Source organism: Halobacteriovorax sp., assembly GCF_048381875.1.
In the GTDB taxonomy this organism is placed as follows: Bacteria; Bdellovibrionota; Bacteriovoracia; order Bacteriovoracales; family Bacteriovoracaceae; genus Halobacteriovorax_A; species Halobacteriovorax_A vibrionivorans.
In genome coordinates this window covers 396,827-418,500 of sequence record NZ_JBLXBP010000002.1, presented here as the reverse complement: position 1 = coordinate 418,500, position 21,674 = coordinate 396,827, and the positions used below count along the sequence as shown (strand labels likewise).

General features: G+C 34.6%; 17 protein-coding genes and 1 other RNA gene. 13 read left to right on the top strand and 5 right to left on the bottom strand.

Annotation, left to right across the window (positions count from 1 at the left end; genetic code table 11):
* Nucleotides 1-45: 45 nt before the first annotated feature.
* The 6 genes from ACN5L8_RS06250 (at nt 46) to ACN5L8_RS06225 (ending at nt 4,533) form a co-directional block, all read left to right on the top strand.
* Nucleotides 46-867 carry a hypothetical protein gene (locus ACN5L8_RS06250; protein WP_419172639.1) on the top strand — a complete coding sequence of 274 codons (822 nt, stop codon included), beginning with the start codon at nt 46-48 and terminating at the stop codon, nt 865-867.
* Nucleotide 868: 1 nt separating this feature from the next.
* A complete protein-coding gene (locus tag ACN5L8_RS06245) occupies nt 869-1,447 on the top strand; it encodes a pyroglutamyl-peptidase I (protein WP_419172638.1) in 579 nt (192 codons plus the stop codon).
* A gap of 382 nt (nt 1,448-1,829) precedes the next feature.
* Nucleotides 1,830-1,964 (top strand): hypothetical protein, encoded by a 135-nt coding sequence (locus tag ACN5L8_RS06240; RefSeq protein WP_419172637.1) that lies wholly within the window; start codon nt 1,830-1,832, stop codon nt 1,962-1,964.
* On the top strand, nt 1,957-2,445 hold the full coding sequence (locus ACN5L8_RS06235; RefSeq protein ID WP_115361425.1) for a hypothetical protein: 489 nt from the start codon (nt 1,957-1,959) through the stop codon (nt 2,443-2,445). The genes ACN5L8_RS06240 and ACN5L8_RS06235 overlap by 8 nt, the downstream gene beginning before the upstream one ends.
* A 419-nt stretch (nt 2,446-2,864) precedes the next feature.
* Nucleotides 2,865-3,236, top strand: a transfer-messenger RNA (tmRNA) gene (gene ssrA / locus ACN5L8_RS06230).
* Nucleotides 3,237-3,561: 325 nt separating this feature from the next.
* Complete coding sequence (locus ACN5L8_RS06225) at nt 3,562-4,533, top strand: hypothetical protein (protein WP_419172636.1); 972 nt, start codon at nt 3,562-3,564, stop codon at nt 4,531-4,533.
* A gap of 20 nt (nt 4,534-4,553) precedes the next feature.
* Here ACN5L8_RS06225 and ACN5L8_RS06220 read toward each other — a convergent pair whose 3' ends face one another.
* The gene (locus ACN5L8_RS06220; protein WP_419172635.1) at nt 4,554-7,145 is read right to left on the bottom strand and encodes a Z1 domain-containing protein; all 2,592 of its coding nucleotides are present in this window, start codon (nt 7,143-7,145) and stop codon (nt 4,554-4,556) included.
* A 176-nt stretch (nt 7,146-7,321) separates the two neighbouring features.
* Between ACN5L8_RS06220 and ACN5L8_RS06215 the strand changes: the two genes are divergently transcribed.
* A complete protein-coding gene (locus ACN5L8_RS06215) occupies nt 7,322-7,579 on the top strand; it encodes a cold shock domain-containing protein (protein WP_419172634.1) in 258 nt (85 codons plus the stop codon).
* A gap of 31 nt (nt 7,580-7,610) precedes the next feature.
* Nucleotides 7,611-10,877, top strand: coding sequence for an Eco57I restriction-modification methylase domain-containing protein (locus ACN5L8_RS06210; protein ID WP_419172633.1), 3,267 nt, complete (start codon nt 7,611-7,613; stop codon nt 10,875-10,877).
* On the opposite strand, the gene ACN5L8_RS06205 is transcribed toward ACN5L8_RS06210, so the two are convergent.
* From ACN5L8_RS06205 to ACN5L8_RS06195, 3 genes are read right to left on the bottom strand one after another with little or no spacing between them, the layout of a single operon-like run.
* Nucleotides 10,878-11,258 carry a hypothetical protein gene (locus ACN5L8_RS06205; protein ID WP_419172632.1) on the bottom strand — a complete coding sequence of 127 codons (381 nt, stop codon included), beginning with the start codon at nt 11,256-11,258 and terminating at the stop codon, nt 10,878-10,880.
* On the bottom strand, nt 11,258-12,577 hold the full coding sequence (locus ACN5L8_RS06200; RefSeq protein ID WP_419172631.1) for a radical SAM protein: 1,320 nt from the start codon (nt 12,575-12,577) through the stop codon (nt 11,258-11,260). The genes ACN5L8_RS06205 and ACN5L8_RS06200 overlap by 1 nt, the downstream gene beginning before the upstream one ends.
* Nucleotides 12,577-12,771, bottom strand: a complete 195-nt coding sequence (locus ACN5L8_RS06195; protein ID WP_419172630.1) for a hypothetical protein — start codon at nt 12,769-12,771, stop codon at nt 12,577-12,579. The genes ACN5L8_RS06200 and ACN5L8_RS06195 overlap by 1 nt, the downstream gene beginning before the upstream one ends.
* A gap of 189 nt (nt 12,772-12,960) precedes the next feature.
* Here ACN5L8_RS06195 and ACN5L8_RS06190 point away from each other — a divergent pair, with 189 nt between their 5' ends.
* The 5 genes from ACN5L8_RS06190 (at nt 12,961) to ACN5L8_RS06170 (ending at nt 20,636) form a co-directional block, all read left to right on the top strand.
* On the top strand, nt 12,961-13,164 hold the full coding sequence (locus ACN5L8_RS06190; protein ID WP_419172629.1) for a hypothetical protein: 204 nt from the start codon (nt 12,961-12,963) through the stop codon (nt 13,162-13,164).
* A 375-nt stretch (nt 13,165-13,539) separates the two neighbouring features.
* Nucleotides 13,540-15,354, top strand: a complete 1,815-nt coding sequence (locus ACN5L8_RS06185) for a hypothetical protein (protein ID WP_419172628.1) — start codon at nt 13,540-13,542, stop codon at nt 15,352-15,354.
* Nucleotides 15,355-15,362: 8 nt separating this feature from the next.
* Nucleotides 15,363-16,283, top strand: a complete 921-nt coding sequence (locus ACN5L8_RS06180; protein WP_419172627.1) for a hypothetical protein — start codon at nt 15,363-15,365, stop codon at nt 16,281-16,283.
* On the top strand, nt 16,252-17,658 hold the full coding sequence (locus tag ACN5L8_RS06175; protein WP_419172626.1) for an EH signature domain-containing protein: 1,407 nt from the start codon (nt 16,252-16,254) through the stop codon (nt 17,656-17,658). The genes ACN5L8_RS06180 and ACN5L8_RS06175 overlap by 32 nt, the downstream gene beginning before the upstream one ends.
* Nucleotides 17,655-20,636 (top strand): SNF2-related protein, encoded by a 2,982-nt coding sequence (locus tag ACN5L8_RS06170; protein ID WP_419172625.1) that lies wholly within the window; start codon nt 17,655-17,657, stop codon nt 20,634-20,636. Before ACN5L8_RS06175 ends, ACN5L8_RS06170 begins: the two co-directional genes overlap by 4 nt.
* Here ACN5L8_RS06170 and ACN5L8_RS06165 read toward each other — a convergent pair.
* On the bottom strand, nt 20,633-21,562 hold the full coding sequence (locus ACN5L8_RS06165; protein ID WP_419172624.1) for a hypothetical protein: 930 nt from the start codon (nt 21,560-21,562) through the stop codon (nt 20,633-20,635). The two genes, ACN5L8_RS06170 and ACN5L8_RS06165, sit on opposite strands and share 4 nt — an antisense overlap.
* Between the last annotated feature and the right edge of the window lie 112 nt (nt 21,563-21,674).

The window sequence follows — 21,674 nt, the reverse complement described above, 5'->3', positions numbered from 1 at the left end:
AAAAAAGCCTCCGCAAGGGGGCTTTTTTTTTGCTAGTATGCCACTATGAAAAATCTATTATTAGGGACACTTACATTATTAAGCCTTGCGGCAAATGCTAACCAATGTGCAAATCTTGAAGAGATTGCCAATACCTTCAAAAAAGATCTAAAGGCAGAACTTGCAAATACAATTTATCCACAGGATAAGGCCGGGCAACAAGAGTTTCGCGCAAAAGTTGGAGCAAAACTCAACTACCTTAAAGGCTTAAAACACTCAATTGAAGTTTGCTATGAAGACTACGGCACACCAACGCTTTATAGCTGTCAGATGGGATCAGACCTCTTAAAAGGTGAGCACCATGGTAATTTGAGAACAACTTATACATCTTCGATTTCAGTTGATTATGAATGTAAGGCGGAACTCTTTCTAGGTCATACAATCACAAGAAATATGGAAACAGGTAAGACAATCTATATGGAGTCAGGGGGAATGCATATTCTCAATACTCTCTATAAGTGTTCTGGAAGTTATACAAATGAAGAATACTCTTTTAGAAAGGTTCTCTTATCTGAAGACAATGTCTTCTTCATGGATCAGTATTTAATTTATCGCACTGATGTGAAGGTCATTGCAAAGAAGTATAAGGCAGAAAATAATTTAAGAGTTGAGTATACAGATTCTGAAGTGATCTTTCACTATGGGGATGCTTTTGTTGCTATCTCAAAAGAAAATGGTGAGGCCACGCGTTCTAACTTCATCTCAATGGATGAATTGACGGAAGGCACTTGTCAGACTCGCTTTGATGCTGAAAAGAATATTATCTATCCGCGCACAAATATCGATGAGAAGCGTTGGGGCTTCAAATTAGAATACGTGTCTCGTTAGTATGAGGACTAAGAAAGTTTTAATCACAGGCTTTGAACCATTTGATGGAGGGGAGATAAACCCCTCTGAAATTCTCGTTGAAAAATTCGATAGTGAGATTCAAGGACTTGAGATCCACAAGCTTATCCTGCCTGTGGTTTTTAAGAAGTCTCTTGCAATCCTAAAGAAGGAGGCCTTCTTTTTAAATCCAGACTTTATCATTTGCTTGGGATTAAATGCGAAGGTGAGTGAGATTAATTTGGAGGCGATCGCTCATAACCTTGATGATGCTCGCACTGATGATAATGAGGGCAATCGCCCGCAAGAGGAAGTCATCTTTGAGGATGGACCTGCGACTTTGGATGCCACGCTGCCACTTAAAGAAATGGAAGATACTTTGATAGAATCGCAGATTCCTGTTGCCATCTCTCGCGACTGCGGCCGCTTCGTTTGCAATCATGTCTTCTATGGAATTTGCCGAGTGATTCAGATGAAGAAGATGCGGGCCAAGGCCGGCTTTGTGCACCTTCCGCCATTTGAAAAGCTGAACGTCGCCCAGCAGAGCAGGGCGCTTGAAGTGATGCTTTCTGCGCTAAAATAGAAGGGCGCAACTTTCGCTGCGCCCCCGAAATCACAACTTCCGTAAGATCAAAATAATTTGAACTACATAGATCATGATTTCTAAAAATGACCAGAAGTCTTCCATGACTTTCTCCTAAGCTCCCATCATTGGGAGGAGAAAGTGGAAACTAGGTCAGATTTATGTTATATTTTCTTTATTAGTGCCCCCGAAGGGACTTCTAAAAATGACCAGAAACTTAACCTCGTTTTTACGGGGTTTTGTTATTTTGGGCCATGCCATCTCATTGAATTCACACAAATTTTTCATCTAAAGAAATATCCATTCCAGATAGGGAATATTTCGTTTTTGAAACGAGATTGAAGTAGTTTTCGTTAACTTCAAAATTAACGAGGGAGACTCTATGAAGAATTTAATTTTAATATTGGCAATACTTCTAACAAGTTCATCTTGGGCGAAGTCTTTAAATGATTGTTTAGATGCTGAATGCCTTAGAGAAAGGGCCACAAATTGGAAACTAGGAATCAGTCATGGTTAGTAAGAGAATGTTGTATTTATTAATTTTCGTACCTATCGTTGTATCCATTCTAGGCGGAGTTGATAGCTATGGAAGATATGCCAGTCATTCAAGCGCCGAGTTATTATGGGGATATGTTTTCGTAGAGTCCTTGTTATTCCTTGTCATTTCTTTTGCACTTGAGATTGTAATGCTTGGAGTTTTATATAAAGCGATAAAGAGAGTGAATCCAAGTATTGAAGCACCTTTAATTCAGGATGATGAGCTTGGCCCATTAATTAGAAGAGTTTTTTCTAAATCTGAAAATATTGAGCTAGTAGGCGCTATTTTGATTTGGAACTTTCTAATTTATAGCAGTGTAAACTTAACCCTTGGTTCAATGAAGGGATTGATAATTCCAGTGCTCGAGGCAAGTTCTTATGCCCTAACGTTTCTGCTTTTATGTGAAATCTTATATTTTGGAGGAACAATTCTTGGAAAAGCGAATTTAAAAAATGAATGATAAAAAGGGCGCAACTTTCGCAGCGCCCCCGAAATCACAATTTTCTTAGAACCAGAATTAACTGAATTATTATCACTGTGATTTCTATGACTTGCCAAAGTCCTTCCATGAACAACTCCTGAAAGAGTCCTCCTCATTGAGGAAGAATGGAGGAAATTGGCAAAATATGGTATATTTCTATTAATAGTTTTGTGCCCTTCGAAATCACAATTCTATGATTTGCCAAAATCAATTAGAACCCCGTTTTTACGGGGTTTTTATGTTTAGGATGAACGGTATGTCTGCGGAGGCAGGAGCCGAGAGCAGACTGTTTTGGGCCATCCCAATAATCTTCTGAACCGATTTCTTTCCACTTTTGAAATGCTGTGCTATACTGCCGCTTACGAATATTTGTTCCAATATCCGTGTCAAAATCTAATGGGGGTGCCCTGGTTTCGACGGGATGGCTGACAGGTATCCGGGCGTGTCCAGGCTGGTGTCCATGGTCCTGGTAAAAAGGAGACCGACGTTTAATTGCAGACGATTATGCAATGCCAATGGCTGCCTAATTATTTTTAGGATCTAGTCTTGTGAGGCGCTACTGCCAAGAAACAGAATGTAGCGACCCAGTTGAATCTGCTGGCTAACTAGGTTCCGAGGCTGCCGGGGCATCTCGTTAATCTGTCACCGGGGTTCGCCGAGGTCACCTATCTCGGACAGTCTTGTCTTCTGACGATAAATGAAGACTACGCACGTAGGCCGCTATCAAGACGTCATTTCGGACGTGGGTTCGATTCCCACCACCTCCACCAAGCGCATGCGCGTTAAAACTCCCAAGGAGTTTTAACGAGCCGCTACCTCCCCAACATTTGGAAATTTGAACTATGCCGAGAGGAGTGCATTTATGCACGACGGTTCGGTAATGGAGGTATGGGAAAGGCTTTCGGTGATTGACGACGACGCAGCTTTACCGTTGTGCATTCGCGACGTTACAACGTCGGCGATGCATGGGCGGAGACCATCTCTCTTAATGACTCCATTCAAATGTGGCAAAATTGTGGCAGGGTTACCTTCCTGCCTTCCAATATAAAAAACTTCAATATCATGTAAAATAACTCTATTGATAAGGAGTTATTAGTGTCTGAAACAATTAAAGTCTTAAATATTGCACAACCAAATGCCCATAATATTATCTTCGGTGATAAGAACGTCGAAAATAGATCTCAAATCACATACTTTCGTGGAACAATCGCAATTTATGCTTCGGCAACGTATAGGCCTTCTTGGTTTAAAGAAATAGACTTAAAGAAAGAGGACTGTGAATTTGGAAAGATTATTGGTTTTGTCGATATCGTTGATTGCATAATTGAAGAAGAGGTAACAGATAAAACACATAAGTGGTTTTATGGGCCATATGGTTATGTTTTGGAGAACCCGCGTTTTCTCAAAGAACCTGTTGAAGTTCGTCCGCCTACGGGAGCAGTTGTTTGGTGGAATCTTGAAGGGGACTTTGCTTCACAGTGCCTTTCTCAAATTGATATGTCGAAATATAAAAGTGTAGTTAAGATAGATGCTGATCCTGCGAAGCCAATTTTAATTAATAAGAAGAAAGGAAAATATACACCTTCACTGAACCTTAATTCGATTACAGGATTTGCTTCAATTAGTTTTAATGATGCCTATGAAGCATTAGCTGATTATGCAGATGAATATGGACTCTTTTATTATGAAAATGATAACGAAAGTAATATTCAAAATTTCAGAATGAAAATGGAAGAGTTATTCTCGACTCTAAGTGACAAAGAAGTTGTTAATTATGATGAATTTTTAGAAATTATAGAATCTAATCTTGAAATATGTGATATTAGTGATTTCAACCCACCAAAAGAGCTAGAGATCATTCTCGGGAAGAAGGCTATTTCTTTAAAGCAAGCATTTGATAAGTTAGAAAAGTATCTTGATAGGAATGATTTATTTGTGGAGTCAGATGACCCAGATGAGTTTTTATATTTGATTAAGTGTGATGATGTTTTAAGAGAGTTTACTGAGAGAGATACGATCTCGTATAAAGAATTGGGTCGTTTAATTAGAGAATGCTTAGAGGTGTAGTCTAAGCATTCTTTAAGTTTTTAGATAGTTGAGTTTACAATATACTTCTGTTTTCCAAATTCCTTATTGTCTGGAAATACAATCATTATTCCAAATTGAATATCCTTACACTTTATTGGCTTTAGATGGTAAACTCCACCGGTTCTTTCTTGAGATTTACTATTGTTTGACAGTGGATAAATCGCAAGGAGGGCCCTATTTTTTGGTCTTTGATTCATTCTTATTTTTGCAGTACCTATTCTTCTATCATTATCGTCTTTCAAAACTTCTACGATGTTATCTGTATCGAAAAGATCTCTTAGGTCGATCATTTCATCTTTTGGTAAATATAGACCCCTTAGGTAAGAGGCTGATTCATCTGCAGGCTTTTTAACATCTGGAACGAAAGAACGGTCAAGTAGAATGATTTCATCTCCATTTTTGAATTTATGGCTATCTCCATTTTTAATTAGTGAAAATATAGATACAGACCAGTCAGTAAGATTTGTATTCTTTGAGATATATTCAATAAGATCAGATTTATTGGCCAATGTGTTAGCTTCACTAATGAAATATTCATCTAGGAATTGTAAAATTAACTCTTTTTCTACACCTCTGTACGTATGTGATGTTCTAAACATTGAAAATGATTCTTTCTGTTTTTTAATTTGTTGTTCAGTTAATTTTGTTAACAGGTTCTCTACAGCATCTCTATTTTGAGTAGCTGTTTTTTTATCGTGGAGCCTTATAAAGTCGGGTAGAGCTCTTCTTCCTGAAAATGAATTAGCTTCAGTGTTTGCTGTTCTCATTTTATTCGCTGCAGTCAATTTCATTCCTGGGTGCTGTCTAACGCGTACTCTAAAATCCATTGGAGTATCGCCATTTTCGGCCATCACAGATAATTCTTCTCTAAGAGCAATTTCAGATGTGGCCATCTCATAGAAGTGATCTCTTAGTTCGTCTGTAATAAAGATTCTTTTTAAATCTAAATATCCTGGACGGTAACCGAACCAGCGACCCATCTGCATTAAAGAGTCATACATTTTACTATTTCTAATAAAATAACTAATTGTAAGACCTTCAATTGTAAGGCCTCTTGAAAGAGTGTTTCCACCAACAACGATACCTTTAAAGTTTTCTTCAAAGGAGAGCCTTTCATCGGATGCAGAGTTATCTAGAATGATTTGAAATTGTTCTAGAAATAATTTGATATTTCTAAAAAGGTCATGCTTGCTAATCTGATTTTTATTGCCAGTTATTTCTTCAGATGTAGGATCAAACTCTTCTTCTTTAATCTTTAGTATTCTATCTCTAGTTTCTTCAATCTCTCTTCTTAGATCAGATTTTAGTAGTCCAACATGATCTTCTATAAGTTCATGAACTTTAGACTGATCTTTTGTTAGATATGACCCATGCACAAGCATAGATATGTGATTCTTATTGTGACCTCTAGAGATTCGGATAGCTCCTGCTACTATGAAGCAGTCTATGGCATATTCCAGAGAAGGTGGGAGCGAGTCGTATTCTTTTTCTTGTCCACGTTTAGAGGCTGAGATTTGAGCAGCATCCATTTCATCTATTGTTCTTACTAGAGGATATCCCATATTGATATTGCCTTCAGTATCTTGTGCTCCAAATAGCTCTTCTGCTCCAATATATGAAACAGGCTTGGATAGAGAGATAATGAAATCTTTTGGAAATAAGTCTTCTTCAATATTTGAATCGATAAGAATATTTGCAAAAGGTGTCGCGGTATATCCTGCATATGAAGAAGATGGGAAATGTGAAATAATATTTCTAATTTGTTTGTTAATTGCAGTTTGTTTTTCTTCAGGTTTAGTTGAAGTATTAATACTCGCTTGATCTGATTCATCATCAATAATCAAAACTGATGTATTTGCTAAAATCTCTGGTTTAGCTTTTGATAGCCAAGTGTTAAACTTTCTTAATACAGAGGCGTTTTTTTTAAGAACAGCAATACCAAAACCATCAGATCCCCCAAGTACACGATTTGCTGATTGTGTAAGTTTTTCATTGAAATCACCTTTCTCATCCATTCTTGTAATAGGATCGGCCATTAATTCACTTGGTTTTACAATTTCTTCACGAAGTCTAACCTCTGTTTGATAACGTAGATTGTTATGAATACCCGCTAGAACTATAATAAATTTATAGCCAGCATCTAGGGCCTTAGAAATTACTGCTGAATAGTTTGCAGTCTTTCCACTTTGAACATATCCAAGTACTAAGCCTTTTATTTGATTTGTTTCACTATCATCCAATGTTAATTTTGGATTTGCCAACTTTGAGACAACGCTATTTGAGCTTGAGTTTAGGCTATTGATCATATCCTTTGACCAGCCTTTCTTTGTTATTAATATCGATTTAAGTTTCGACCAATGAGAATTCTCTGATTCATTTGCTCCACCATACCACTCTTCAAATTTTCGATTTCTATCAACAAGTGCATCATCCTTGTTATCATGATTAAAATACTCAAGATATTTTTCGATACAATTATCAATTACTGTATCAGAAATGTCGGCTTCTCTGAGTTCCGCTTTAATCTGTTTTACGTCTTTTCCAGCTTTTATTCCGTTTTCAATAGCTAAAAGTACTAATTTATTAGACATGGACACACCTAAGTTATATGAATTTTATTTTAGGTCATCATCGGAAATAATTAATATTTTCTAAAATGAATTATGTTTAAAATGAGCACACGACATATTTTTCTCACTCAAATTATATGCTTAAAAAGGATAAAATTATCCTGTTAAATAGTTCAAAATCATAGAGAGGAGAATGAATGTCAGAGTACAGAAAAGGAATTGTTCATTGGTTTGATGTAAATGCAGGAGAAGGTTCTATCATCGATAAAGAAAATGGAATTTCTTATTACGTTCATTACTCAGCTATTGATTCAGATGATAAGTTTAAAAAACTTGATAAAGGTCAACAGGTAGATTTTCTACTTTATGAAAACCTTTACATGAAGCAAGTTGATGTTGTTAAGCCTATAAAGATGCCAAAGACAATTAAAAGAAAAACAGAAGTTAACGCTTAATTTAAATTTAAAGTAAAAAAGGAAGGACAGGATGTCCCGAAACAGTGCTAAGAAGGCTAATGAGCTTGCTCTTCAACCAGAATTAATATTTGATGCAAAAAGAGATATCAATCCATTCTGGAGATCATCTCTATTCAGTGACGTATACCTAAAAAATGATGTTCCAAGAGAATATAAACATCTTTGGGAAGATGATGAGATCGGTGGGTTTCATGATTTTTACCAGGGCTTTGTAGATCTATGTGTTGAGACAGAGCATGAAACTTTTGAGAAATGGAAAGAAGCTGATACTGTTAAGAACTGGATTGTTCATGTTATGGATTTACTTGGTTGGGAGAATAACTCCGAGCGAAGATCTAATTCGTACATGGATAATGAATCATTCACTGTTGTAGATAATGGAAGGAAACAAACCTACAGGCCTGATCTTATTTACTTTGATAAACCTAAGCATAAATCTTATACACAAAAAGAAAAAGATATTGATAGAAAGTTATCGGAAGCTAGAAATAAAAGAACAGGTACTAAGATTGTAGTAGAAGCCAAGTATTGGGATCGCTTATCTCACATGGCTGAGCAAACTAAGAAAGATACAAAAGTTACTGACTCTGCCAGTGCGTTAGGGCCAGAGCTTCAAACACTGAAATATATGGAGATCTTTGACCATGATTTTGGTGTACTTACAGATGGAAAAACTTGGAGACTTTTTCATAAAGAGTTATCTCAAGGTATGGATAGGAGAAGTTTTGACTTTGACCTTGGGAACCTTAGAGAGTTAGCTCTTGATCTTGACTCATATCAGAATGAAGAAAAATTTAGGCATTATGCAAAATATTTTTATTACTTCTTCTCGAAAGAATCTTTAATCCAGGTCGAGGATTCAAATACGGCACCATTTGTTCATGAGGTTTTTGAATATAGTAAGAAGTATGCCCACTCCATTGAAGAGGATTTAAAGAAAAGATTTTTAATAACGATGGGGATAACTTGCAATTCATTGAAAGAGAGTTGCGAAGAGAGATCTGAGGAATATTCATTAGCTACCATTAGAAATGTTGCAGAAAGCCACTTGTTTAATATTTTATTTGTAAAATCTTGTGAGGTTAGAAGAGTTTTGCCTATCAGCTCAACTCAATATCTTAGGTTATCTCTGCATGAAATTATTGAAACTATAGATGCAATGGAGTTCGATCCTGAGAAAGATTTAGATGATTACTTGAGAGATTTTAGATGTACCTTTGGCAAGAAGTTCGATTGGGGTGGTTTTGATATTTTTAATCGTTTGGTAAACCTTTATGAGGTTATTCACGATGGAACAGCCGCGTCAAAGGATTTTGGTTTTGAAATTGAAGGGTTTAAAGAGTCCGTTTTTAGTAAGGATGAATGGAGTTTTGCAAAAAAACATAAAATACATAATCGAGAGATGGTGCAAATTTTATTTAATTTAAATTTCATTGAATCTACTTTTAAAACAAGGAAGTATCAACAGATACCTTACAATTATTTTACTCCTAGGCAGCTTGGATCAATCTACGAGTCCTTTCTTGAATATCGTCTTGAGGTTGCCGAGCATGATATGGTTTTTAATGCTGGTAGATGGAAGAAGTCAAATTTGAAGTCGAAAAAAGTGAGAAGCCTTAAGCTTATTGATGAGCATATTGTTAAAGAAGGAGAGTTGTTTTTTAGTCCAAATAATATCGATAGAAAAATGACTGGTAGCTTTTATACTCCAGATCGAGTTGTGCAAGAAATGCTTAAATACTCATTAACTCCTAAAATCAAATCATTAAATGTTGAAGAAATTTTGGAGTTAACGATCTGTGATCCAGCAATGGGGTCGGGCCACTTTTTAACAGGAGCTTTGGATTACCTTGTTGAACAGTATCGTTTAAAATGGGCTGATGAAAATAATGATGATTGTGTTGAGAGTATAGAGGAAACATCACGAAAAATTTTAGATCACTGCATATTTGGAGTCGATAAGAACTCAAGAGCAGTTAAGCTTGCAAAGTTGAGTCTTTGGTTGCTTACAGCTTTTCCAGGGAAGAAACTTGAGAATCTAAATAGTCAGCTTTTGGAAGGAGATAGTTTAGACGATAGTAGTTTCTCTTGGGATAAAAAATTTAAGAAAGTGTTTTCTAAGAAACATGGATTCGACTTGGTTATTGGAAATCCACCTTGGGGAATAAAGTTTAATGATGATGAAAAGGCGAGGCTTTCAAAGGCGTTTCCAAAAGTTGCAGATTATGAAAGTTCACAGTATTTTTTAAATTTAGCAGCGAGTATTACCAGTAAGCACGGAATTGTCTCATTAATTATACCAAATACAATGTTGTTTAATGTTTATGCAGATAATTTTAGAAAAGAAATGGCAGAAGTGATACCTCCCAAGGTAATTGGAGATTTAACTTCAGTAGAAGTTTTCAGTGATGCTAATGTTAGATCTGTTTTCTATGTATCAGATAGATGTACACATAGTAATGTCGATATAGTTAAGTACAATGATAAATATGAAATTACTTCTTCTATCGAGTCTTTTGAGAGGTTACTTGATGACTTAAACTGGAAGTATCTAGTTAAGTCGGGTAGAGGTATTGATATTTCTGAAAAGTCACCTTATGAGATGGTTAAACTTGAAGATTACTTCGAAGTTAAACAGGGATATATACCATACAGAAGAAGCACGTTGGTCAGAAGGCATGGAGAAGAAAAAGCTGAGAAAATTGTAAAAGATAGAGAATTTCATGCAGATAAAAAAATAACAAAAGATCATATAAAAGAGCTACAAGGTAAAGATATCGGACGATTCGCTGTGAATTGGTCAGGAACATGGGTGAAGTATGGTGATTGGGTTTCTACTTATGTTGATATAAAATATTTTAAAGGCAAGAGGATCTTAATACGAGAAATTACTAACAAAGGTGATTATGTATTAAATTGTGCTATTGCTGATGGGACATACGTTCACAATCCGAGTGTTCTTTTGCTTAAGCCTCGGCAAAAGAAAATTTCATTAGAGTGCATTCTTGGTATATTAAATAGTAAACTCGGAAGTAAGATCTTTTTGCATAACTCTGCAAAGGCAGAAAAAGGTCTATTTCCTAAAATAATTATTAAAGATGCAAAGGAGTTTCTTGTGCCGAACCTTGATAAGTTGGATGCAGCTCAAAAGATAATTCTTAACAATATTGAAAGCGAAGTCAATAAGTTGAGTAGTGGAAGTGGGAACTCTGACAGGCTGGATCTGTTAATCGAAAAGTTTTATGGTGTTTATGAAGAAGCTGCTAATGCAGCATAGTTAGATTTCAATGCCTTTTCGAAAGGTTATTCCTCTAATATTGCATTTTATAGGTGGAGATAGCTTTTTAATTATTTCTACCTTCCATCCCCATTTAGGTTTGTCGGTCCATGCCCAAGGAGAATTTTTATCTACGCAATGTTTTTTTGAGTCCTTGTAAAAATCTGTTTTATTCTTATATTGGAAACACTCTGTAAACTTGATTATCGCAACTATTCGAGATTTAAACTTTCCGTTAGGCCCAGGGGTTTCTATCATTAATATTTCCTGATTTAAGTAGTGGTCAGGTATTTTATACGTTCTTGTTTCGATAACTTTTTCACCACTAAGAATTAACTCCGAAATTGGCCATTGAATATTAATACCATCGTACTTAGACACTATAACTCCGTATGAAGATTTTTAGAATCATTAGGTGTAGTACATTTATAATTTGTATGTTTGATTCTTGTTTCCCAAGGAATATCTCTCGAGTTTTTGTCAAAAGTGGGGATTCTGTTTTTAGCATTACAGCAATCTTTTTTGTTATCCCACAAATCTTGATCTTTCCAAAAATGATTTTCACCGTTTCCAATATAGCACGTAGTAAACTGGATAGAATTTTGCTTACACTTTGCATGAATTCTCTCATAGTAAGCTCTAATCTCTTGATCAGAAAAATGATAGTCTTTTTTACTTTTACGAAAATCTTCTTTGAAGAAACTTCTAAGGTTCCTTCCTGTAGCCTTCTCTATCTGATTTAAGGCATATGGAGATAGCCTCACAAATCCTGCGAGTACAGAAGGTACTCCATGAGCAGCAATTTCATCAACCATTTCAAATGATGAGAAATCAAACTTTTTAATGCTTTTAGTTCTATCAAAGTTAGGGTCTGAAAAATATCCATCTGGATAAATTGGAAAAAATGGATTCAATCTCACTGTTGTCCAAAAACCAGATCTACTAAGTTTTTCCAATGCTATTAAACGTCTTTTTGAGCTTGGTGTACCTGGTTCTATTATTTTATTCATTTTATCATTTGTAGAAGCAATACTCATTTGAATCGAACATAAGTTTTCATCTAGTAAGTTTAAATATTCATCATGAGCAATTAGGTCAGACCTTGTGAAAATAATGTATGGATAATTATAGTGTTTTAGTATTCTAAGAATTTCTTGTGTTACCTTATACTTCTTGTCCATAAACATGAAGGAATCACTCATTGAACCGATTCTTATGGGTATCCTTCTTTCTAAAACACTTCTCCATTTATTAGGTTTATTAGTTTCAAAAACAGTATAAAAAGTGTTCCAAACATCAGTTATATCAATTGGCATAGGAAATGGTCGGTTCCAGTAACCATGGGATGTCAGTTGTTCCTTTGCATAACAGTAAACACAGTCATGTACACATCCTCGTCCATAGGTATCTAGCTCGAATGCATATAGACATTGCTGGCATGTAGTATGGCTATTAACTAATTTGAAAGTAGTATTGAATGTAATTCCACCTCTTGGTTGATCTAGCCCAAATCTTAGCTCTAAATCCCTATAAGTATCGAAGTCAAATGATGATTTATAATTGGAAAGCATACTTAGTTTAGCGGCTTTTAGAAAAATTTTATCACTTTTAGGGGTAGGGATAAGTTCGATATTTGTACTGATATCCATACCAGGGATATTTAAAATATTTGAATTTTCTACAATTTCTGTTCTTTCCATTATTGAAGTCTCTTTGAGTTATTACTCTTTTTATCCTCAACTTTGGTTGGTACTAAGTTGATTTCAGGATTCTCTATAAATTTCAAAATAGCCATTCTTGCTACTGTAGAGAAATCGAAGTAAGGATTGTTTTTAAGAAACTCCTTAATGGCATTATCTTCTTTATCAGAAAACCGAACTGCTTTTGTTGGCATACCTATCCCTAGTTGTTTTAGTTTGCCAGGTTCTACAATATAAAAAACAGGTGGTCAAACAGTGTATAACAAAGTTGTACATTTTATAAACTACTAATACGCTGATATAATGGTTTAGAACTCATTCCTCGTTCGTAAATTCAAGGTCTTATTATTTAAATTACATTGTTAAGTAGAAGGAATGTTCTTATGAGAAGACGTAAAACTAGGAGTGAGAAGATTGTTCTGACTGATGAACAATATGAGATTATGGAGAAGTTAGCTAGCCTAGGGCTAATGATTAAACAAATCTGTTCGATCATTGGTATTTCACATCAAGCCTTATATCGAAGACTCATGGAAGATAGGGATTATCCCTCTGTAGAAGTCTGTCTATTACTATATCTAGGGTAGCCAGAGATTGCTTACAATTAGAATCTAGCTAGATACGTTCTTAAACGTGTATACAGCATGTCAGCATTTGGAATTAAAATTGTTATAAAGAACATGAGGTTTTGTCCTTTAATTTCAATGTTTTAACGCATAAAGCTTAACATATTAAAAAGATCGGTTTTTTTCTAATAATTCCATCTAATTTGTCGATATCAATAACAATATTAATTTATATAGTTGGTGTCGATGGATTTCTTACATTTATTAAATGCAATCTTTTCAAGCAAAATTAACATTGCTTTTACTATAATTTTATTCGCTTATGCTGGGCATAGTCTTTTCAGTGTTCGAAATAATATTTCTTGGCCGCTAAGGATTATTCAAAATCTTCTTAAATTGGATGTATTCCAAAAAGATGATCCAAATGAAGCCAGAGAAGCCCTAGTTAATAGTTATCCTGAGTTAACACAAGCATTTAAAAGTTGTGGCCATGAGGACATAGTCCACCAATGGCGAGAGTTTGAAGAACAAATAATTGCTCCAGATGGAGAGCGTGTTATGCACTACATGAATACGTTACCACCGTCTGAATATTTTGATGAAGAGGGAATTATTGGAGAGAACTTTACTCTACGTCATATAGAAAGTATCTCTGCAAAGTTAACGGGTATTGGAATTCTGGGGACATTCTTGGGACTTACTCTAGGAGTAAGTGAAGCTACTTCAGTTCTAGATACTGCAGATAGTGCACAACTTATGGGAGTTGTTAAAGAACTTTTACAAAGTGCAGGTACGGCTTTTTATACCTCATTACTAGGACTATCATTATCAATGATATTCTCGTATGTTGAGAAAAGTCGTTATGGAAAGTTTAGTAATGCTCTACATGATCTAATTAACGGCTTGGAACGTTGTTTGGAATTTTACACAGTTGAAAAAAACAACCTCCAAATGCTTGAAGAGGCACGGAAACAAACTCGAGAAATTAGTAATATGGGTAACGAAATTGCCCTTGCCTTTGAAAATGTTATATCAAAAAAATTAAGTATCCCAATGAGTGGTTTTTCTGAAAGGATTACAAGTCAGTTAGAAGAAATAAAAGATGCTAATATCGAATCATCTAAAACTATTTCCAATAGTATGGCCGAGGTTATGACTGGTGGTACAGGTGGAGAGAATCTAAATAGAGCTAGAGAGAGTGCACATAATGCACTAGAGGCAATTGCTAATACAATGCAAACGACTTTAAGTGATCTTGTAGAAAAACAGAGCCAAATGAGTACGTTAATTGAAACGGCTATTTCTCGCATGAGTGATCAGATGAATACTGGTGCTTCTAATTATCAATCAACAATGAATGAGTCATTAGATAAGCTTACTTCATCAATTGATGAATTAGTTGAAAACTTAAAATTTCAACTTGCAGAGAGTGTTACAAAAATGAGTGAAGGAGTTGCGAACAGTCAAAAAGACGCCTTTACGACATTTGAAAATTCGACTCAAAAAGTCGGGTCACTTGTTTCAGAACTCGCGAATCGAAATGTTGAATATACAGACAACGTAATCACTCAGACAAAAGAAAGCTTTAGTCAGATAAATGAAGGGTTTAGTGAGACTCTAAGTAATCTGAATAATAGCTTTGTTAATTCAATAAAATCTGCAAATGAACAAATTGGAAATCAAAACAAAGAAATTTTAGAAAGCTTTAACTCTAAAATTAAAGGCCTAGATAGAACAATCACTGACTTTAATAGAGGAATCAATGATATGGGCTCTTCAGTCGATAATTTTTCCAATTCGATACCATATCTACGAGAGCCCGCTAATGAATTAAATAATGCAGTTAATTTATTTAAACTTACAAGTGAAACAATGGGGGCATCAGCACGAAGTATAAAAGAATCAAGTGATCAGATAGTAAAAGGATCAGATATTAATTCCAGTGTTATTTCAAACCTTGAAAATATAATGAGAGAGTCAAATTCTTTGAACGAGAATTTGAAAACAGTTTGGAGTAACTACGATTCTCGCTTTTCTGGCGTTGATCAAAACTTAGAAAATGTGTTTATAAATCTCAACAAAGGTATTGATACATTAAGCGATAAAAGTACACAGCACGTTGCTCGTTTAACTGAACAACTTAATACAATAGTAGCTCACTTTAATAGTATTATTGAAGAATTAACCGAAGTTGTTGAGAAGAAAGCTTAGAGAATTATATGGCCAAGAGTAAAAAGAAAAAAAATGGCAGTAGTTTAAGCTTTGATTCAAGCGTGAGTGACTTAATGTCATGTTTAGTGTTTGTCTTCATTATTACAATTGTAGCTCTTGCTGTTAATCTTCAAAAACAAATTAAAGATAGCGAAGAAGCCATGTCTGAATATTCAAATAGTATTAAAGCTAGAAATGAGTTAATGCTTAAAATTCAGGAGGATCTTAGAAAGCTTAAGATAAATGTTTTCGTAGATGATGAGAATGGCGTTATCTCATTTCCAGAGAGCACAGTTTTTGCGAGTGGAGAAGCCAATGTAAGCACTAAGGGAGTTTCTGTATTTCAACAAGTTGGTAAATCTTTAAATACGTACCTAGATTGCAATAGTGATAAAAAAATTAAATATCTTTGTAATGATAATAGTGAGCTTAGGGTTGATTCAATTGTAGTAGAAGGACATGCAGACCCTTCTCAGTTGAGAGGTCGAGCTAAAAGAGAACACGGAACTAATATGAATCTTAGTCTAAAACGCTCTCTAAATACATATTCTTTGATAATAGAGAAATTTAATAATGAGAAATTTCTTAATCGTAAAGGTGAAGGAATTCTTGGCGCGGCTGGGTTTGGAGCCCAAAAACCACCAAGCCGCTTAGCTGGTGACGTATATAATAAACTGATTCCGGGGAATACTATATTGGCATCAAAAATAGTAGACAAATATAATTCTATGAAGAGTGTTAAACATGGAAAAAAGTTATCTCATCTTGAGCAATATATGAAACAAGATTTAAATGTCGAAAACCTTGAAAAGAAATTAAAATATCTCACATATAAATCATATCGAAGAATTGACCTGCGTTTCATCATGTCACTACCTAAGATGCTGGAGGAAAAAGATGGAGAAATTTCATCTAAAGACTCTATTTAGTGATGAGAAATTTGGAGAAGTTTCTATTAATGAAGAAAGATTCAAAAAAGATCTCTCTGAATCTTTGATTTTATTAAATACAAAATTAAGTAGTTTGGATAGTACTGATTATAGTGTCCGGGAGCTATCCGATATTAAATCCGAATTCAATGATAAGTTAGGATTAAATTTTGATTTATCTAAATGTTCATTTAAGGACTTGAAGAAATTGATTGATGTTTTTTCATTTTCGGGAAAGGGGCTTGGTGATCCATACTCCTGTGATGATTCTAAAGTAGAAAAAATTGTAAATCGAATTGAAGTTGAAGAGTCCGTTTCATTAACAAAGAGAATCTGGAAAAATTTAATAACTTCAAGTGACACATATTCAGATTACTCACGTCAATTAATTAATCAATTATGTATGAATATATTCTTTAAGGTTAAATCTGAAAAGAATATATCAAAGAAGTATATGACGATTCACCATGAGTTTAAAATTTTCTCAGATGAATGTTATAGAACTATTGCATTAAAGCTACTAGATGAAAATGATAATGAAGTATTTAAACGCTTACATTTAAGCTCATTTGATTTACAAACAGACTTTGGGGTACGTGTTAGTGTTGAAATTTGTAAAGAACTGAGAATTTATTTAAATAATATTGATACAAATAGAGTGAATCATTTACTTTCATTACTCACTAATGAGAAAGGTGAGTATATTGTTACTAAAGAATTGTATCGTTTTGTGGAATCATTGTTATTAGCATTTGAAGGTCGAAATACATCTGAAGAAATCGTTGATATTGTTTCTTCATTCATTAATACGAATATTGGAGACCCTCGAATCCGTAGCGAGTGGTCTAATATTAGCGAAAGAGCAAAAAAGGTATTTCTTAAGTGGCAAGTATCCGCATCAACTGAGCTGTTCTTTAAAGTGATATCTGACAGTTTAGAGGGGAGTGGAGATACCAATGTTAAAAGGTGGAAAAAGCGAGAGAATTTCTGGCGTCAATACTTAGAGAAGGATTATATACAAAGCGCTTGGCTTGTCTTATGCCCACGTGGAGAGAGGTATTATAATAAGATAAAAAGTAAAGATAATAAAATACCATTTGGAAGAATCAATCAAGATAATAATATGTTGATTATGTACATTGATAGGTTAAAAATTGTTGAGTTTGCACCAACTGGCCAGGTTTCAATCTGGTATGAAAATGATCCATCTTCTCCTTCTGATTACAATTCTCATTATAACGTCGATAACGTTAGAAAAACTTATGGTTCGCCAACACGGCTTCTTGTTTTACCGCATGATAGTGGAGGTTCTTGGATGCGTGAGGTTGAAAAGGTTATTTATAGAGTAACAGGAATAAAGCTAGGTAATAGATGATTAGTATAGAAATTAAAGATATTGAAAGTTTTAAAAATGAAGAAGATATTGCAATACTAATTGCTGAGGAGAAATGTTCAGTAGCTGGGAATCTGGTAGAAATTCCTCTTAATGATTATTTATCCTTAAATAATGTTCTTGCAAATAAATATGGATTTCCTGAAAGAATTAATTGCGGAGTAAAAATAAACTCAGAGGGAGGAGTTTTAACTTCGTATTTTCAAATGCAGTATAGATTCACCGATTTAAAAAATGGACGTCAATTATACCCAGCTATCCTCAATGATTACTTGTTAACGTATTCGGGAATAGAATACAGACTTACCCCTGAGATTTATAAGGTTACGGATTCTATTAATAAGATAAATGCTGGCCAAGATAGGGAAGAACGTTTTTTCTTGATTAAGGAAATTCAGCAATTAATTGGTATTGAAGACGATATTAAAGACAGTGTTCTTGATGACATAGAAGTAGTTATACCCAGTTATATATCTATAAATGCAACAAGTAACCAGTGCTCCTTAAATCCTGTTCTTTTAGGAGCGGATGGTAGTGACAATGTTTTAGATGATATGGATAGTGAAATATTTCTTGAAGAATTTCATAAATTTGATGTCTCAAAGTCAGCATACAAAATTTCTAAGAACAAGTTTATATCTATTCCTCAACATATAAGGCCTTATTTAGGTGTTATTAAAGAAGAATCTTTAAAGCCTAAGTCAAAGCGAAAGAATTTTATAATGAATCCGAATCGTTATTTTTCTGAGGTTGAGGATCTAAATGAGAATGTCGAAGATTCACCCTTTAAAGAAATTGAAGAATTTGTAAGTTCTAGGATTAGCCATATTGGAGTCTGGGAGCCTAAAACAAATATCTTCATTCCTACAGGAGAAAATGATTGGATTCCAAAGGATTCTATCGGAATTCGTTTAGATGAAAATATTGTATTTGTAAATCCCGAGAGTATCGCTAGCCTTGAAAGTAAAATTGAAAAAGCTTTGAATAATGGTGAGAGTTCAATTTTATTCGAAGGTAATGAAATTAAGGTTTCTCAAGAGGTTCTTGAAGAAGTTAGACAGTATTCAAGTAAAAAAGAAGATATTAGTAAGGTGAAGAACAATAATACTGATGGTGCGGAAAAACAGGATGTATTAGTCTCAATAATTAAGGATAATTTATTAGATGAGCTTTATTCAGATACATATGAAAGAAGAGGGGAATTTAGTACTGATGAAATACCCGAAAACATAAAGACAACTTCTTTGTATGATCATCAAAGAACAGGTGTTTCCTGGTTACAAGAATCATATATGTCAGGACGTAGAGGAGTTCTTCTAGCTGATGATATGGGATTAGGAAAGACTTTACAATGCTTAACTTTTCTTTGCTGGCACTTTGAATTGCTCAAGAAATCAGAAATTCAAAAAACTGGACCATATTTTATAGTTGGCCCAAAAAGCTTGTTGAAGAATTGGGTAAGAGAGATTGAAAGACATGTCAAGGATGGAACATTCCCAAATATCTATGAAGCACATGGGTCTAAATTTTCAAAGCTTAGAAAGAAAGGTGTTTTTGAAGTTATTAACGAACTTAAAAAACAAGATATTGTTTTAACAACTTATGAAACATTAAGAGACCAGGAATGCTTCTTTCGTAGAATCGAGTGGCAAGCTATATTGTTTGATGAGTGTCAAAAAATTAATAATCCAAATGTCTTAATGACTGAAATGGCAAAAGCAATGGCCACTCAGTTTTCAATTGGAATTACAGGTACTCCTGTAGAAAACAGATTATCGGAGCTTTGGTGTATTGTAGACACTATTGCTCCTGGCTACTTGAATACTTATAAATTCTTTAGAGATAAATATGAAACTTCAGATTCTAACCTTGAGGATCTTCGTAACTTATTAACAAATTATAATCCACCTTCTTTAATGCTTAGGCGAATGAAGAGTGATGAAGATGTTAATATTCCTGAACTACCTGAAAAAGTTGTATTAGTTAGAAAATTTCCTATGTCTCGTGTTCAAGAAAATGTTTATAACGATGTAATATCTCAAGCCCAAAAGAGTACAGAGAAGGGAATGGCCTTAAAAACTGTGAATTTTCTTAAATCTATATCAGTCGCACCTCATTTAGACGATATAGATAGAGTTGAAGATTTTTTAGAATGTAGTGGGAAAATTTTGGGTACATTTAAGATTTTAGATGAGATAAAACAAAGAAATGAGAAAGTTATTTTATTCATAGAGAATAGAAATCTTCAAAAAAAAATGTATCTAGCAATAAAGTCAAAATACGAAATGACTTACGAACCACTGATATTCAACGGTTCTATGACTCCTAAAGCTAGGGATCATGTTGTGGAAACTTTTGAAAAACAAAAAGCAGGGTTCTCTGTCATTATTGTCTCTCCAAAGGCTGGGGGAGCAGGAATCACACTTGTTAATGCTAATAATGTTATACATCTTGATCGTTGGTGGAACCCTGCTGTAGAGGATCAGGCATCTGACAGATGTTATCGTATTGGTCAAAAAAAGAAGGTAACTATTTATCATCCGTTGACAATACATAGTGAACTTGGTGAGCGTAGCTTTGATTTAATTCTAGATAAATTATTAGAAGAGAAACGTATACTTTCCTCTAATGTAATTGTACCAACAACATTTTCTAAAGAAGAATTTCATAAGCTTTTTAAAGATTCAACAAATTGCTCTATTAAGGAAGACACAAGTTTTTACCTATCTCATGAATGGCGTGAGCTCAGAGAAAAGGTTTTTCAGCGTTATGGACATAGATGCCTAAAATGTTCTGTTACAGCAGAGAGTGGATATGAAATACAAGTGGATCATATAAAGCCAGTATCATTGTTTCCTGATTTAAAGCTAGATTTCGAAAACCTACAACCTCTATGTGCAGAATGTAATAACTCGAAGAGTAATACTGACTTTACAGATTATAGAAAACGAAAAGTTTAAGCAGCTTTGTCTTTCTTTAAGTATCTGTAAACTCCATAACCTACAATTGCACCTACAGCTAAACCACCTGTCGAAAGTATTGCTACACCTCCGGCAACACCAAGTCCACCTGAGGCTAGGGATCCACCTCCAATCCAGGCTAGTGTAGCATTTGTTGCTGCAGCTCCTGATAGAGTTGAGATTGCTGTTCCTGTCGAAGCTGTCGCTAGGGCCGTCACCGCTGTTGTTGTACCTGTTGCAGCCGCTGTACCTGAACATATAGCTAATGTTGTTGATATTCCTGCTTTAATGACGAGATCCCAATCAAAGAATTTCTTGAATGCATCTCTTGCTTCTTCAATACTCGATATTAGAATAATCGTATCTGCTACTCCTGAAAGTATGAGAATTGGGTTAGTTGTAGATATTCCTCCAATTATTTTTGTACCAATTCCAATTGAAGCAAAAATATAATCAGATTTATTCAACTTCTCTTTAGAATTTTTATTATAGAGTTTGTAGGTTGAGCAGAAGGCTAGACCTCCGGTAAATACGTCAGTAATATTTAAACTTAACCATTCTGTTGCTAGTCGTGGTGAAACATAATTGTTTTGTGTTAGTACTTGAACTCCTGGGAGAGGAATCCCTGCTGATGTCATAAAGTCTTTAGATAACTCATAAGGATATTTTAGAACTCCACTAAAGCCAAATCTATCATATACCTCAGGTAGGTTTGTTATTGGATCGTGCCCGTGTAAGGCCCGATGATTAAAGCCACCGATATGGCCATTTACAGTATCCATCCATCTCGCTAAATCCTTGTGCGCTGTAGGGAGCAATTCGGTATCTAATTTAGTCGTTAATTTTATAATTTCTTTTTGCTTAGCCACTGCAAAAGCGTTTAGGATATCTATTATTGTTTTTTGCGACCATTTCTTATTTTTCATTTTCTCTCCCTATATGACTTTTTTGATTATAGAGGAAAAAATTGAACAACAAAAAAATTAGTACTTATTACTGATTTCTTCAGCCGCCCTTTGGTATTTTATAGTGATATTT

Excerpts from the sequence above, each read along its gene's own strand:
- ACN5L8_RS06250 (WP_419172639.1), top strand. The coding sequence starts at position 46 with ATGAAAAATCTATTATTAGGGACACTTACATTATTAAGCCTTGCGGCA.
- ACN5L8_RS06245 (WP_419172638.1), top strand. The coding sequence starts at position 869 with ATGAGGACTAAGAAAGTTTTAATCACAGGCTTTGAACCATTTGATGGA.
- ACN5L8_RS06240 (WP_419172637.1), top strand. The coding sequence starts at position 1,830 with ATGAAGAATTTAATTTTAATATTGGCAATACTTCTAACAAGTTCATCT.
- ACN5L8_RS06235 (WP_115361425.1), top strand. The coding sequence starts at position 1,957 with ATGGTTAGTAAGAGAATGTTGTATTTATTAATTTTCGTACCTATCGTT.
- ACN5L8_RS06220 (WP_419172635.1), bottom strand. The coding sequence starts at position 7,145 with ATGTCTAATAAATTAGTACTTTTAGCTATTGAAAACGGAATAAAAGCT.
- ACN5L8_RS06215 (WP_419172634.1), top strand. The coding sequence starts at position 7,322 with ATGTCAGAGTACAGAAAAGGAATTGTTCATTGGTTTGATGTAAATGCA.
- ACN5L8_RS06210 (WP_419172633.1), top strand. The coding sequence starts at position 7,611 with ATGTCCCGAAACAGTGCTAAGAAGGCTAATGAGCTTGCTCTTCAACCA.
- ACN5L8_RS06200 (WP_419172631.1), bottom strand. The coding sequence starts at position 12,577 with ATGGAAAGAACAGAAATTGTAGAAAATTCAAATATTTTAAATATCCCT.
- ACN5L8_RS06195 (WP_419172630.1), bottom strand. The coding sequence starts at position 12,771 with ATGCCAACAAAAGCAGTTCGGTTTTCTGATAAAGAAGATAATGCCATT.
- ACN5L8_RS06190 (WP_419172629.1), top strand. The coding sequence starts at position 12,961 with ATGAGAAGACGTAAAACTAGGAGTGAGAAGATTGTTCTGACTGATGAA.
- ACN5L8_RS06180 (WP_419172627.1), top strand. The coding sequence starts at position 15,363 with ATGGCCAAGAGTAAAAAGAAAAAAAATGGCAGTAGTTTAAGCTTTGAT.
- ACN5L8_RS06175 (WP_419172626.1), top strand. The coding sequence starts at position 16,252 with ATGGAGAAATTTCATCTAAAGACTCTATTTAGTGATGAGAAATTTGGA.
- ACN5L8_RS06170 (WP_419172625.1), top strand. The coding sequence starts at position 17,655 with ATGATTAGTATAGAAATTAAAGATATTGAAAGTTTTAAAAATGAAGAA.
- ACN5L8_RS06165 (WP_419172624.1), bottom strand. The coding sequence starts at position 21,562 with ATGAAAAATAAGAAATGGTCGCAAAAAACAATAATAGATATCCTAAAC.